Origin of the sequence: Chryseobacterium sp. CCNWLW53 (assembly GCF_037083525.1) — a bacterium.
In the GTDB taxonomy this organism is placed as follows: domain Bacteria; phylum Bacteroidota; class Bacteroidia; order Flavobacteriales; family Weeksellaceae; genus Chryseobacterium; species Chryseobacterium lathyri.
In genome coordinates this window covers 72,267-87,485 of the sequence record NZ_JBAOJR010000001.1, presented here as the reverse complement: position 1 = coordinate 87,485, position 15,219 = coordinate 72,267, and the positions used below count along the sequence as shown (strand labels likewise).

11 protein-coding genes are annotated in these 15,219 nt (G+C 37.8%); 5 read left to right on the top strand and 6 right to left on the bottom strand.

Annotation, left to right across the window (positions count from 1 at the left end):
- Positions 1-10 precede the first annotated feature (10 nt).
- The 4 genes from V6R96_RS00410 to V6R96_RS00395 form a co-directional block, all read right to left on the bottom strand.
- The gene (locus V6R96_RS00410; protein WP_336377676.1) at positions 11-1,012 is read right to left on the bottom strand and encodes an aldo/keto reductase; all 1,002 of its coding nucleotides are present in this window, start codon (positions 1,010-1,012) and stop codon (positions 11-13) included.
- Positions 1,013-1,141: 129 nt separating this feature from the next.
- Positions 1,142-3,439, bottom strand: a complete 2,298-nt coding sequence (locus V6R96_RS00405) for a GH92 family glycosyl hydrolase (RefSeq protein WP_336377675.1) — start codon at positions 3,437-3,439, stop codon at positions 1,142-1,144.
- 179 nt (positions 3,440-3,618) lie between these two features.
- Positions 3,619-4,299 carry a response regulator transcription factor gene (locus V6R96_RS00400; protein WP_111957267.1) on the bottom strand — a complete coding sequence of 227 codons (681 nt, stop codon included), beginning with the start codon at positions 4,297-4,299 and terminating at the stop codon, positions 3,619-3,621.
- Positions 4,286-5,563 (bottom strand): HAMP domain-containing sensor histidine kinase, encoded by a 1,278-nt coding sequence (locus V6R96_RS00395; RefSeq protein WP_336377674.1) that lies wholly within the window; start codon positions 5,561-5,563, stop codon positions 4,286-4,288. The genes V6R96_RS00400 and V6R96_RS00395 overlap by 14 nt, the downstream gene beginning before the upstream one ends.
- Before the next feature lie 170 nt (positions 5,564-5,733).
- Here V6R96_RS00395 and V6R96_RS00390 point away from each other — a divergent pair, with 170 nt between their 5' ends.
- The 4 genes from V6R96_RS00390 (at position 5,734) to V6R96_RS00375 (ending at position 10,595) form a co-directional block, all read left to right on the top strand.
- Positions 5,734-6,141, top strand: coding sequence for a DUF1573 domain-containing protein (locus tag V6R96_RS00390; RefSeq protein WP_336377673.1), 408 nt, complete (start codon positions 5,734-5,736; stop codon positions 6,139-6,141).
- 172 nt (positions 6,142-6,313) lie between these two features.
- Positions 6,314-7,195, top strand: coding sequence for an SDR family oxidoreductase (locus V6R96_RS00385; protein ID WP_034703011.1), 882 nt, complete (start codon positions 6,314-6,316; stop codon positions 7,193-7,195).
- Between the two features lie 85 nt (positions 7,196-7,280).
- Positions 7,281-9,479, top strand: a complete 2,199-nt coding sequence (locus tag V6R96_RS00380; RefSeq protein ID WP_336377672.1) for a M1 family metallopeptidase — start codon at positions 7,281-7,283, stop codon at positions 9,477-9,479.
- A gap of 288 nt (positions 9,480-9,767) precedes the next feature.
- Positions 9,768-10,595, top strand: a complete 828-nt coding sequence (locus V6R96_RS00375; protein ID WP_336377671.1) for an endonuclease/exonuclease/phosphatase family protein — start codon at positions 9,768-9,770, stop codon at positions 10,593-10,595.
- A 7-nt stretch (positions 10,596-10,602) separates the two neighbouring features.
- Here the strand turns inward: V6R96_RS00375 and V6R96_RS00370 are convergent, their stop codons facing one another.
- Together V6R96_RS00370 and V6R96_RS00365 are read right to left on the bottom strand one after the other, a co-directional pair.
- Positions 10,603-11,286, bottom strand: a complete 684-nt coding sequence (locus V6R96_RS00370; protein ID WP_336377670.1) for a response regulator transcription factor — start codon at positions 11,284-11,286, stop codon at positions 10,603-10,605.
- Positions 11,276-12,592, bottom strand: coding sequence for a HAMP domain-containing sensor histidine kinase (locus V6R96_RS00365; protein ID WP_336377669.1), 1,317 nt, complete (start codon positions 12,590-12,592; stop codon positions 11,276-11,278). Before V6R96_RS00365 ends, V6R96_RS00370 begins: the two co-directional genes overlap by 11 nt.
- 139 nt (positions 12,593-12,731) lie before the next feature.
- On the opposite strand from V6R96_RS00365, the gene V6R96_RS00360 reads away from it, so the two are divergent.
- Positions 12,732-15,104: an outer membrane beta-barrel family protein gene (locus V6R96_RS00360; RefSeq protein ID WP_336377668.1), complete on the top strand. Its 2,373-nt coding sequence runs from the start codon at positions 12,732-12,734 to the stop codon at positions 15,102-15,104.
- The last annotated feature ends 115 nt before the right edge of the window (positions 15,105-15,219 follow it).

Here is a 15,219-nt window from a genome sequence, read left to right as displayed (position 1 = left end):
AAATTATAGTTTAATAATCTAAAAGTCCCATACTGAATTCGTCATAAGGAGCACCTGTATCTGTTCCTAAAGGTACGATGTTTTCTATTCTTTGAAGTTCGGCTTCATTTAAAACAATTGTACCAGCTTCAATATTTTGCTCAAGATATTTTCTGCGCTTAGTTCCCGGAATCGGTACAATCCCTTTGCTGATGATCCATGCCAATGCCAATTGAGTTGATGTAACATTCTTTTCTTTCGCAAGGTTTTCAATGGCTTCCACCAATTCAAGATTTTTATGAAAATGTTGCTCCTGAAAACGGGGAATTCCTCTACGGAAATCATTTTCGGGTAAATCATCAACAGAACGGATCTGTCCGGATAAAAACCCTCGTCCCAAAGGTGAATATGCCACAAAACCGATGGCCAATTCATTTAAAGTTTTGATTACACCTTTTTCTTCTACTGTTCTTTCAAATAAAGAAAATTCACTCTGTACAGCAGTAATCGGATGAACTGCATGTGCTTTTTTTACCGTTTCTGAAGATACTTCCGACAAACCGATATAGCCAACTTTTCCTTCTTTCACAAGATCGCTCATTGCCCCCACCGTTTCCTCAATCGGAGTATTTTTATCCAAACGGTGCATGTAATAAAGATCTATATAATCTGTTTTAAGATTTTTAAGTGAGCGCTCGACTGCTTTTTTTACATAATTTTTGCTTCCGTTAATCGCCCAGGTCACCTTATCATTATCATCGATTTCCCAGCCAAATTTTGTGGCAATGATGTATTTGTTACGATCTGTTCCAATGGCTTTTGCAATAAGCTGTTCATTTTTAAATGGGCCATACAAATCAGCCGTGTCCAGAAAATTCCCACCCAATTCCAAAGAACGGTGAATGGTTGCAATTGCTTCCTTTTCATCGGCCTTACCATACATATTGGCATCTTCAAAACCTGTCATGCCCATACATCCCAAACCGATATTCGGAACGTGTAGCCCTTGATTTCCTAATTTTATTTTGTTCATATTCTGTTGATTTTTAACATGACAAAATTCAGCAGAAATTAGCAGGCCGATGTATGCAAAATGATGATTATCGTATGCAAATTACGGATGACACTTTTATTAATCCTAAGGTTCAAAATTTTGCAAGGATTATTTTCCAGCCTTAGCACTCATATAAAAACTCAACTTTCCACCATTCATAATTTCAGAATGTTTCAGTGTGAAGTTTTTTATTTCTTTGCCATTGAGCAGAATTTTTTCAACATACACGTTTTTTGAACTCTGATTAACGGCTTCAATTTCAAACGTTTTACCGTTTTCCAAATTCAGAACTGCATGGTCCACAGCCGGACTTCCAATCGCATAATCTTCAGAACCGGGTGCTACAGGGTAAAATCCGAGCGAGCTTAAAATATACCATGCACTCATCTGTCCTGCATCATCATTTCCACCAAGTCCATCCGGTGTAGCTTTGTATTGCATTTCTAGAATACGGCGGATCTGAGCCTGGGTTTTCCAGGGCTGTCCAGCCCAGTTGTAAAAATAGGCAACGTGATGAGCCGGCTCGTTTCCGTGAACATAACCGCCGATAATTCCTTCTCTTGTAATATCTTCCGTGTCTGCGAAAAACTCGTCGGGAAGATGCATTGTGAACAGCTCATCTAATTTTGAAGCGAATTTTTTCTTTCCGCCCATCATTTTCATTAATTCATCCGGATTTTGAGGAACAAAAAAGCTGTAGTTCCAGGAATTTCCTTCAATGAAGCCCTGCCCGTGAGTACTCAGCGCATTAAAATCTTTTTTAAAGCTGCCGTCTGCTAACCGGGGACGCATGAAACCTGCTTTAGGATCGAAATTATTTTTCCAGTTTTCAGAACGTTTGATGAATTGATTATAAATTCCTGTTTCGCCTACATGTTTTGCGAGTTGGGCAATCGCCCAGTCATCATAAGCATATTCCAGGGTATTGGAAACTGAAGTTCCGTTTTTTTCAGCCGGAATATACCCCATATCTATATAATATCCGATGCCTTCATAATCTCTTTTATTAGCTGTTGCAATGCATGCTTTCAATACTTCTTTGGGATCGCCGTTATAATTTCCTTTGATCACCGCATCGGCTGCTACACTTACACTGTGATAGCCACTCATACACCAGTTGTCGTTGGCATAATGGGACCATATCGGAAGCATTTTCATGGAGAACTGATCATAATGAGCCATCATCGATTTTACCATATCATTATTCCGTTTAGGCTGGATGATATTAAAGAAGGGATGAAGAGCGCGATACGTATCCCAGATGGAGAAAGTGGTATAGTTGGTAAAACCTTCTGCCTTGTGGATATTCTGATCTAAACCTTTATATTCCCCATTGATATCCATGTAAGTGGTAGGGCTGATAAAAGTGTGATACATTGCTGTATAAAAGTTCATTTTTTCTGTTTCGGAACCTTTGATGACAATTTTATTAAGTTCTTTATTCCAGTTTTCCTGGGCTTTTGCCTTTACCTGATCAAATGACAGGTTTCCGGTTTCTTTTTCAAGGTTTTCTAATGCATTGGTCTGGCTTACGGGAGAAATGGCCAGCTTTACTTCGACAGCTTCGTTCTCTTGAGTATCGAAATCAAAATACATTTTCAGGTTTTTGCCGGCAATCTCAGGAAAGTTTTTATTCTGATCGAATTTTCTCCAGAAGCCTTTGTACACCTGTGGCCCGTCAAAGTTTTTCTGCCCGTATGATTTAAAAGGCTTTGAAAATTTCATCGCGAAATAAACCGTTCTGGTTCTTGCCCAGCCATTGGTCTGGCGGTAGCCCGTCACCGTACCGTTATTTTCTACACGTACGTAAGTCCATACATTTTTGCCTTCATAATTATAAATTCCTGCGGTAAGGTCTAAAATGATATGGGCCTGATCAGATTTTGGGAAGGTATACCGGTGAACTCCGGTTCTTGTGGAGGCGGTCAGTTCTGCAAGAATATTATGATCATCCAGCTTTACTTTGTAATATCCGGCTTCAGCTTTTTCGTTTTGATGGGAGAATCTACTTCGGTAGCCATTTTCAGGATTGGAGGCTGTTCCAGGGTTTAGCTGCAGTTTCCCAACGGTTGGCATGATTAGAAAATCTCCGAGGTCAGAATGTCCGGTTCCGCTGAAATGGGTAGAACTGAAACCTACAATGGTTTTGTCTTCATAACGGTATCCCGCGCAGTATTTATAAACCTCGCCGTTGTATTTTCCATTAAGCTCATACGAAATCGTATCAGTTTCCGGACTCAGCTGTACGGCTCCGAAAGGAACGGTAGCTCCGGGGTAGGTATGACCCATTTTTTCGGTTCCTATTAATGGATTTACATATTGATAGAGCTTTTCGAATTGTTGAGCTTTAAAATTTAAACTAAATAATAAAAATAATAGAAAAACAGAAGTTCCCGAATTTTTCATGAATAAGTAAATTTTCGAATGATAAAAATAATCAAAATCAAAGAATAATTTACAAATCTTTGTATTGCTTTGCGTTTAATTATCATAAGGATAGACCAATATTTTTGGAAAGCAATCTGCTTATTTAAAGATAAATAAAGGCACTTGGTTTACATAGGTAAGACAAATGTATATTTAATTTATTTTTCAGAAAACCGGAAACCAATTCCATGTAGATTTTCAATGATTATATTGTGTTCGTCAGCAAATACCTTTCGTAATCTGGAAATAAATACATCCAGACTTCGGCCCATAAAATAGTCATCATCTCCCCAGATTGCTTTCAGTATGTCCTGTCTTTTAACAACTGTATTTTTGTGAAGGATAAAATATAAGAGCAGATCAGATTCTCTTTGTGTAAGGGTAATGGTATTTCCTGTATCCTGCAGAGTGTAGTTCTTAGGGTCAAAATAATATTTTCCCACCTTGTGTTTTAGCGGAGAGATATCAGCTTTTCTGCTGCGTTTCAGGAAAACTTCAATCTTTAAAATTAATTCTTCTATACTGAACGGTTTTACCAGATAATCATCAGCGCCTATCTTGAGTCCTTTGATTCTATCTTCTTTCAAGGCTTTTGCAGAAATAAAAATAATAGGAATTTCAGAGTTGTTAGTACGAATGTGCTGTGCCAGCTCAAATCCGTTGAGCTCAGGCATCATAATATCCAGCAGGCAGATGTCAAAATTTTGGCTGTTGAAGGCCTCAAGAGCGGATTTTCCATCCGGATAATGATCTATGTCATAATAGCTTTCCAGGCTGTCCTGGATGAGGAAGGCTATAGTTTTATCATCTTCTGCATATAAAATTTTAGATTTTTCCATTACTTACATTATTAAAATTAAACGGAAAAAACAGAGTGACGGTAATTCCCTTGTCCGGATTATTCTCAACAGAAATTTTCCATTGATGCTGCTGGACAATTTTTTTTACATAAAATAGGCCTAGCCCAAAACCGTTGACTTCATCATTTTTTTTTGTGCTGACCCTGTAAAACTTATCAAAAATATGAGGGATATTTTTAGCAGGAATCCCCATTCCGTTATCTTTAAACTTTAAATATAAACCTTTTGAATCTTTATTCGATGAAATGGTAATATCGGGCTTTGTATCACAATATTTAACAGAGTTATCCAAAATGTTATAAATGATATTTGTAAAGTGAAATTCGTCTGCAATAATTGAAGGGTTATCTTCAATTTCTATATGGAGTGTGAGGTTTTCATTCTTTTGCTGTAGGGTATCTGCAATTTCCCGGATAAATGGGAGCAGTACTATTTTCTGAGGCTTTAATGACAGTCCTGAAGCATCATTTTTCGCAATATTTAATATTTTTTCAATGTGATTATTGAGTTTGTAGCTTTGATTGATAATGATGGAAGTGTAGGCTTCCAGTTTGGGATTTTCCTGTATCATATTATACTTATTCAAAGCTTCTGATGCTAAGAGTATTGAAGATAAAGGGGTTTTGAATTCATGGGTCATATTATTGATGAAATCCCTCTGCAGTTCTGAGAATTTTTTTTGCTGAATAATCGTGTATATAGAATAAACATAAACAAGAAGGATGATGAAAAGTGCCAGTGTAAGCAAGTACCAAAACCGCAATGAACTGATCAGATAGGTTGTTTTGTCAGGAAAACGGATTGAAAAATAATAGATCAGGTTTTTATGTTTTGGAAAATTAATAACCTTATCACTAGGGGCTTCCTGGTTTTTCGACATATATTTTCCATAAATCATTTTGTCGCTGTGGCAATTGTACAGGGCATACACATAATCTGTATTGATTTGGAAACGGGTAAATTCTGTTCTCAGATAATGCTCGAGAACTGCAGGATGAAATTCATTATTAATATTAACTACATAATAATCATTAGAAATGTTCTGTACAGGATTTTCGGTAAAAGAAGTTTTTCCTCCGGATAATTTTTCCACAACTTCCAGTAAAGCGATATTAACCTTCTGGTTAAATTTTTTATCTTCAAGATTATAAGCCTGCCGGGTCCATAAAAGCTGTGCCGTCATAATTCCGATGATAGCAAAGAATCCGAGCGTTATAATAATATTGAGTTTTTTAATTTCCATTTCCTGGAGCAATATTATCCAAAAATATCTATTAATTTTTTATCATTAACAACTCGTTAACAAATGTTTGATAGCAATTAACAAGTTGTATGGTCAATCCGCTTTACATTTGCTATATCAAAAGATAATAACAGACTATTTTAATTTTATAACTCTTAAAATTTATACTCATGAAAAAATTAAAAATTACAGCCCTTTTAGTAGTTTTGGCATTCTCCCCATTTTATGCCAATGTATTTCCTGTTGAAAGCAATTCTATAGTAAAGACTATTGCAGATGCTATTAAATGGAAATCAGAATCTATAGACGTAGGAACCATTCCTCAGGGAAAACCTAAGCTGATCAGATTTGAATTTACAAATACCTCTTCAAAGCCTATAGTTATTGAAAATGTAGCTCCTTCATGCGGATGCACAACAGCAGATTATACTAAAACACCCATTCTTCCTGGAAAAAAAGGATTTGTAGAAGCAAGTTATAATGCAGCGAGCAAAGGGGCATTCATGAAAACAGTGAGTGTTACCACAAGCGATAGCAAAACCCCGAAAACACTTTCTTTCAAAGGAGTAGTTTCATAATAGAATTTTACAGCCAGCCATTATAGAAATAACCATGTAATTCTTTACATGGTTATTTTTTTATAATTTTGAACATAGCAGTATAATAACTATTTATAACATTATTATTTATCCCATTATTTTCAATGGCATCCATTCAATATTTAGTATTTTTAGGAAAAAATAAGATCATATGAATTTATATACACAGCCAATGTTGCGCGAAGGCGCATTACAGGATAAAGTAGCGATTGTAACCGGAGGCGGAAGCGGCCTTGGAAAAGCAATGACCAAATATTTTCTGGAACTGGGAGCAAAAGTGGTGATCACTTCCCGTAATCTGGAAAAATTACAGGGAACGGCAAAAGAACTGGAAGAGGAGACTGGCGGAAAAGTCCTGTGTGTTGCTTGTGACGTGAGAAACTGGGATGAGGTGGAAGCTATGAAAGAAGCTGCGTTGAAAGAATTCGGAAGAATTGATATTCTGTTGAATAATGCAGCCGGAAACTTCATTTCTCCGACGGAAAGATTAACACATTCAGCTTTTGATTCTATTTTGGATATTGTTTTAAAAGGAACGAAGAACTGTACTCTTTCTATCGGAAAACATTGGATCGATTCCAAAAGTCCGGGGACTGTTTTAAATATTGTAACAACCTATGCATGGACTGGATCTGCTTACGTGGTTCCTTCAGCGTGTGCCAAAGCAGGAGTTCTGGCAATGACCAGATCTTTAGCGGTAGAGTGGGCGAAATACGGGATCCGCTTCAACGCAATTGCGCCGGGACCTTTTCCAACTAAGGGAGCATGGGACAGACTTCTTCCTGGAGACCTTCAGGAAAAATTCGATATGAGAAAAAAAGTTCCTTTAAGAAGAGTAGGAGAGCATCAGGAGCTGGCTAACCTGGCTGCTTATCTGGTTTCAGATTATTCTGCTTATATGAATGGGGAAGTGGTGACCATAGATGGTGGAGAATGGCTTCAGGGAGCTGGAGAATTTAATATGCTTGAAGATATTCCAAAAGAAATGTGGGATGCACTGGAAGCGATGATTAAAGCAAAAAAAACAAACTAATTAAAATTTTTATAAAAATGGCCCGGATTTGTAACGATTCCGGGTTTTTTTATAACTTATCACAGAAATAGTATAACTTATTCCAATGAATTATAAACTTCCAAGCCTTATCGCAGCAGCGGCAGTCTTCTTGTTCTCAGGATCTGCTTTAGCACAGGAGAGTCCGAAATACAGTTATGTAGAAGCATTCAAGCCTTTCTTTTATCCCCAAACCGGTACAGAAACCCGTTCTGCAAGTGGACAGCCGGGGCATGCTTACTGGCAGAACTCGGCAGATTATGATCTGAATGTAAGTCTTAACGATGTAAAAAATGAAATTGCCGGGACGGCTGAAATTACCTATACCAATAACAGTCCCGACCAGTTAGGTTTCTTATGGCTGCAGCTTGACCAAAATTTATTCTCAAAAGATTCCCGAGGGAATGCCGTTGTTCCGCCATCAGGAAGCAGAAACGGGGCTCACGGTGAAGAACTGGATGGAGGCTATAAAATTAAATCTGTAAAGCTTGATGATAAAGATGTAAAATACACGATTACCGATACCAGAATGCAGATCGATCTTCCTAAAGAACTGAAAGCTAAAGGCGGTATTGCTAAAATAAAAATTGAATATTCCTTTACTTCCCCGGAATACGGGTCAGACAGAATGGGAGTTCAAAATACTAAAAACGGTAAAATATTTACGGTCGCTCAATGGTATCCAAGGATGTGTGTGTACGATGATGTAATGGGCTGGAATACTCTTCCTTATATTGGAGCGTCAGAATTTTATCTGGAATATGGTCATATTTCCGCTAATATTACAGTTCCGGCCAATCATTATGTAGTGGCATCCGGAGAGCTTCTGAACTATAAAGAAGTATACAGCAAAGAAGAAAATAACCGTTGGGAGCAGGCGAGGAACAGTGATAAAACAGTTATGATCCGTCCGGAATCCGAAATCGGGAAAAATCAGGCTTCAGGGACAAAAACATGGAAATTTAAAATTGACCAGACCCGCGATTTTGCATGGGCTTCGTCACCGGCATTTATTCTGGATGCTGCAAAAATAAACCTTCCCAGTGGTAAAAAATCTGTTGCCATATCAGCTTATCCTACAGAAAGTGCAGGGGAAAAAGCGTGGGGGAGATCTACGGAATATACAAAAGCGGCTATTGAGCATTATTCCCAGAAATGGTATGAATATACCTATCCGGCAGCAACCAATGTGGCAGGAAATGAAGGCGGAATGGAGTATCCCGGAATTGTATTCTGTCATATGGATTCCGCAGGTGAAGACCTTTGGGGAGTTACGGATCACGAATTCGGGCACAACTGGTTCCCGATGATCGTAGGTTCCAATGAAAGACTGTTTGCATGGATGGATGAGGGCTTCAATACCTTTATCAATGATTTATCTACAAAAGCTTTTAACAACGGAGAATACTACAGGAAGAAAGATATTGCCAAAAGTGGAGCCTTTATGATGGGCGATAATATTGAACCCGTTATGGTAGGTCCGGATAATATGAAGGAAAGGAGCATAGGAGTTTTGGCTTACTTCAAGCCGGGGATGGGGCTGCAGATTTTAAGAGAGACAATTTTAGGTCCTGAAAAATTTGATAAAGCATTCAAAACCTATATTAACCGGTGGGCTTTCAAGCATCCTACGCCCTGGGATTTCTTCCACACTATGGAAAATGTTTCCGGAGAAGAACTGAACTGGTTCTGGAGAGGATGGTTTATCAATAAATGGAAGATCGATCAGTCTGTAAAAGATGTACAATACATTAACGAAGATTTTAAAAACGGTGCCCAGATCACTGTTGAAAATCTTGGTCAGCTTCCGATGCCTACAGCAGTTCAGGTGAAATTTAAAGACGGTACCAAACAGGTCGTAAAAATTCCTGTTGAGGTTTGGAAGCGCAATACAGAATGGCTGTTCAACATCAATTCAAATAAAGAAATTAGTGAAGTAATGCTTGATCCGGATTCTATAGTTCCAGATGTTAATATGAAAAATAATATCTGGCCTACAGCACAGACTAAACCAGTTGAAAAAATCAATACGAAAGAGTTTGCAGGAACATATGGGACTACAAGTGATCCTATCAAGCTGGTCTTTACAGATAAAAATGGCCAGCTGTATGCCAAAGCAGGAAACCAGCCGGAATTCCCTCTCGAATATGCAGGAAACAACCAGTTTACTTTTGATGAAGCCGGAATAACGCTGGTATTTAGCAAAGATAAAAAAGGACTTGTTTTTAAACAGGCCGGAAGAGAATATAAATTTACCAAAGAATAAATGGTATATTAACCTTATAAAAACCGAAACTTCATAAATCTGAAGTTTCGTTTTTTTTGTTTGGAAAAGAACTGGAAGGAAGAGGGAAGTCTGAAGATGGAAGCTCTATTGGTTCTTCGTTCGAGAATTAGGTTCATTGATAAGAATGATTAAATTTAAATAGGTATAAAACAACCTTTAATTACTTCTTCCGGCTTCCCTCCAAAAATTAACAATAATATATCCCCAACTTTTATTATCTCTAATCAGGATATTCTATTTTTGTGATTCTAATTTAAAAATAAGATTATGAATTTCAGATTTTCAATCGTATCCCTATTGTTCTTTGTACTGGGATTTTCGCAGAATCTTAAAGTGATGAGTTTCAATATCAGGCTGCAGGTTATATCAGATAAGGAAAATGCATGGACAGAAAGAAAACAGGATGTTGTAGATCTGTTAAATTATTATCATCCCGATTATTTCGGCGTTCAGGAAGCGCTTCCCGAGCAGATGAAAGATATTAAAGCCGGCCTTAAGAATTACGATTATGTTGGAGTAGGAAGAGATGACGGAAAGGAAAAAGGGGAGTTCTCAGCTATTTTTTATGATACAAACAGGCTTCAGGTGGTAAATTCCGGGACATTCTGGCTTTCGGAAACACCGGAAAAGCCTTCCAGAGGATGGGATGCGGCTCTTAATAGAATCTGTACCTATGCTTTTTTTAGAGATAAAAAATCCAAGAAAGAATTCCTGGCCATGAATCTACACTTTGATCATATCGGAAATGTGGCAAGAGTGAAATCTTCCGAACTTATTTTGAAGAAGGTCAAAGAGATGAATCCTAAAAATCTTCCCGTAACCTTAAGCGGTGATTTTAACTTAACAGAGGATTCGGAGCCGATAAAAATCCTTTCCCAGAATTTAAACGACAGCTTTTATCATTCGGAAACAAAACCTTACGGGCCGAAAGGAACCTTTACCGCTTTCAATGTGAATGAAATCCCTAAAGACAGAATCGATTATATTTTCGTAAAAGGATTCAAAATAAAATCCCAAAGACATATTAATGACAGAAGAGAAAATCTGCTGTATCCATCGGATCACTTTCCGGTCTTGGCGGAACTTTCTTATTAATTCCTGATCAGTTTACCGGAAAATCAACTTCAAATCCAATTCCTCTCAGGGATTGGATTTTTATTTGAGGATCATTCATGAAATATTTTCTCAGGCGGCTGATGAAAACATCAAGGCTTCTTCCGGTAAAATAGTCATTGGTTTCCCAGAGATTATCCAGAATGTCATCCCTTTTGATCATCGTGCCATTGTATTTCAGAAGATACAGAAGAAGTTCACGTTCCCGGATCGTAAGGCGAACGTTTCCCTCAGGATGGGAAAGCAGAAGTTTTTCAGTATCTAAAAAATAGTTTCCGATCTTTATTTGTGGTGAAACGGCCGGCTGCGTTCTTTTAAGGATATTTTTGATCCTTAAAACCAGCTCTTCCGGATCGCATGGTTTGGCAATATAATCATCTGCACCAATCTTTAGTCCCATCAGGCGGTCTATTTTCTGGTTCTTGGCGGTCAGGAAAAGTAAGGGGAAAGTGTTTTTCTTCTTAAGGATCATTTTCGCTAAGGAAAAACCGTCGATGGAAGGCATCATGATGTCCAGAATGCCAATGTGAAAAGGGAAATCTGTACTTAAAAGGCTGACAATGTCTTCCGGGTTCTGAAACCACGCCACTTCAAAATCTTCCAGTTCCAGGTACTGCTTCAGGATCATCCCAAAATCCGGATCGTCTTCGGCTAAAAGGATCTTAGTTTTCATACGGAATAGATATTTTAAAGGTGGTTCCAGCTTTAAGGCGGCTGGAAACGTCTATGTGACCATGATATTTTGCAATGATATTTTTTACAAAATAAAGTCCTAGCCCCAGACCTTTAGTATTATGGATATTATTTGACTGGATTCTGTAAAACTTTTCAAAAATATGAGTCAGCTCATTTTTCTCTATACCACAACCGTTGTCACTCACTTCTATTTTAAGATCTTGAGAACTTTTGCTGAGGTTTACTTTTACCTGAGAAGCTCCATATTTTACACTGTTCTCACACAGGTTTTTGATAATGGTTTCCATGAAATTTTTATCAAAGAGAAGTTCTTCCGAAATCTGGTTGGTCAATTCAAAATTTGTCTCAGGATAAGTGAAAGCGAGATCTTGCACAAAAAAGTTCCAATCTTCAGGTTTTATGGAGAGAACCTCTTCAGAGGTCTCATCTTTATGAAGCTGGAACATCAGGTTTTCAAGGCGGCTGATCTGCCGGTCGATGAGTGGCAGGGTTTCAGGATTCCATTCCTTTTTTAAAGCTTTCGACGCGATCTTTAAAGTGGCAATCGGAGTTTTGAATTCGTGCGAAATATTATCCACAACTGTGTGGAGAACTTCGACCTGTTTCTGCTGGCGGGCTAAATTTTTTACGGTAAAGATATAAAGCAAAAGAACACTTAGAAGAATGGCTGCACAGCAGATCGTAAGTAAAGCAAGTTCTTTAAATATGATCGTTTTGATGTTTAAGATCTCAAATCCGGTGTTGCTTTTGACCAAAAAAGAATCATTTCTGCCGGGTTTACCGTCTTTAGCAGAGAAGGTTGAAGTAGTTTCCCATGTCCCTGTATTGGAGATTCTCGGATTGACCACTTTATTGGTGGTTTCATAAAGAACCAGTGGACGGTCGATAAGGTGGGAACCGTCCGGAAGATACACAATAGAGGTATATTCAATTTTTGTAGCAATTTTGTAGCCTTCTTTCTTAAAGCTGTTGTCCACATAGTCATTTAAACGTGCCTCATTTTCTTTCCTATTCCTTCTAAAATATTCCAGAAAATCTTTTTTACTGACTTTTTTGTCATGATAATTAATCAGAATTTTCTGGATGCTATCATCTGTTTTGTTTTTGATACCACCCAAATCTTCCAGCTTATCGGTGTAACTCGATATTTTTTCATGAACTGTTCTGTAAATTTCACGTTCTTTTACCTGATAGGTCTTGTACATAAAGTATACCTGTATTCCCAGCAGGAAGAGGAACAGTGCTGCAAAAAGGGGGATGAGGTATTTGCTTTTGGTGATCATGAAAACAAAGATAAAACTTTAGTCTTTCCTTTTGCTGGCATTAACCCATCATTAACCTTCCATTAACCGAAATTCTCTTTGTAAATACTGAATTTTGAACCGTCAAGCAGAGTAACATCCATGCTTTTCAGAATCAATTATGTATAAAATTTTTCTTTTCCTGTTTTTTCCAATGCTCTTGTCCGCACAGGTGCAGATTATCAAAGGTTCAGTGACGGACACTGAGAATGGAGAGCTAGCCTCTGCGGATATCGGAATTTATAATTTAAAAAATGAGCTGATCAAAACACTGAAAACAGATACAGACGGGCAATTCCATTTAGAAGGCATAGCCGTTGATTCAGTGAAAATAACAGTCAAAAAAACAGATTATACTCCTTTTGAAAAGATAATAAGTTTACAAAAGGATAATGGACTTTTAAAGATCTTTCTTAAGAAAGAAACCCGGGAAATAGAAGCTGTCGTTATGACCAAACAGAAACCGATGGTCACCAGAAAAGTAGACAGACTGGAATTCAATGTAGAAAACAGCAATATTTCTTCTCTTAATGCCTGGGAGATTTTAAAGAAAACGCCGAGTGTTACAATAAACAATGATGTGATCGCCATCAAAGGAGGAACGGGAATTCTGGTAACCATTAATGATAAAAAGGTAATGCTGACTGGTGATGAGCTCAAAAATTTTCTTGAAAACACACAGGGAGACGAAATAAAATCGGTAGAAGTCATCACCAATCCACCAGCAAAATATGAAGCATCCGGCAGTGCAGTCCTGAATATTGTTATGAAGAAGAATAAGATCGAAGGCTACCGCGGAATTGTTTCCTCCAAATATGTTCAGACCCAATATGCAAAAGGAGTTGTAGGGGTCTCCCAATATTATAAGAAAGACAAACTTTCATTGATGGGAAGTTATTACAGAGGTTTTGGAACGTACTATCGTGAGGGAACAGATTATGTGAATTATCAGGAAAGCCAGAAGAGATGGGTGAGTACGATGAACAGAAAGGACAAGAACAGAGCGCAGAATACCCTCAACTTCAATGCTGAATATGAAATTGACAGCCTGACAAATATGAGTCTGAATTATTCAGGATACTTCAGTCCGAAGTCTTTTGGAACTTACGTCGTTCCTACATTAATCTACAACAGTCAGGATATTGCAGAGTCTGATTATACAACGGTTAATGATCATCAGTCCCGGACGATCAATAATTCATTAAGCTTTCAGGTTGACAGAAAACTTAATAAGAAGAGCAGCCTTTCATGGATCAGTTATTTTACCGGAAACAACGTGGATAAATATCAAAATGTACTGACTCACCTGAATTTTGCAGGGGAAGCACCAAAGGATGATAATTTTTTCACCCAAAATAAAACAGATGTCCAGCTGTATTCCACACAGGCTGATTATCAGTGGAAAGATAAAAAGCTTGAGATTGAGTCCGGACTGAAGTACAGTTTTGTGAAAACAATGAGCGGACTGGATTTTTCCGACAACGAAAACGGTTCTCTTCAATTGCGTCCGGAGAAAAGCAGCCTGTTTGATTACAAGGAACATAATTTTGCTGCCTATTCGTCATTGGCTTACAATCTTGGAAAATGGAATTTTAAAGGTGGTCTACGCGCTGAAATGACGGATCTGGAAGGGGTAGTGTCCGAACCTTATGAACGAAACAAAAATAAGTACTGGAGTCTTTTTCCGACTTTTTATGTTCAGTATTCCACGGAAAGTAAGCATGAATTCGGGTTTTCCTACGGGAAAAGAATCAGCAGGCCTTCTTATTCCTGGCTAAATCCTGCGAAGTCATATTATAATTTATTCTCCTATTACCAGGGAGACCCGAAACTGAAGGCTACCATTATTCATAACCTCAATCTGACGTATTCCTGGAAAGGGTGGAATTTGGATCTGTATTATAGAAAAGAGATCTATCCGTCTATGGAAATTTCATTTCAGGAACCCAGTACGAATAATCTGATCTATTATTTTACCAATATTGAAAAAGGTCAGGCTTTTGGAGCAAGTCTGTACAAAAGCTTTCAGATCAAACCGTGGTGGACATTGATCGTTTCTGAAAACCTGGAACACAACGAAAATTATTTCAAAGGACTTGATGGACTTCTGTATAAAAATAAGGTCTGGAACTGGGTGTCCAATGTTTCAACAGCAATTACTTTAGATAAAAGTAATGACTGGAAAATGGAGATTGGGCACAAGTATTATTCACCTGGGATACAAGGAACTTTTACGATCTCCAGCGCATGGTCTGCTTATCTTGCAATGAACCGTAAATTCTTTGATAAGAAACTGGAAGCCTCATTTATTTTCAATGATATTTTCAGGAGCATGGGGCAGAAGGTAAGTACAAAATATGCCAATCAGGACAATTATTTTCTGGATTACGGAGATACTCAGGGATTCACACTCTCTCTTAAATTCAATTTTGGAAACCAGTCCGTGAAGAATGCAAGAACTATTAAGAAAACAGATGAAGAGGATAGATTATAGAAGATTGCTGTTACTTATTGATTACAGAAATTATATAACATGTTCAATACCTTTCGGCCCTCGGCATCGGCCTTTATAAAAAATAAAGAACTGGTATCCATAAAAACATTATTAT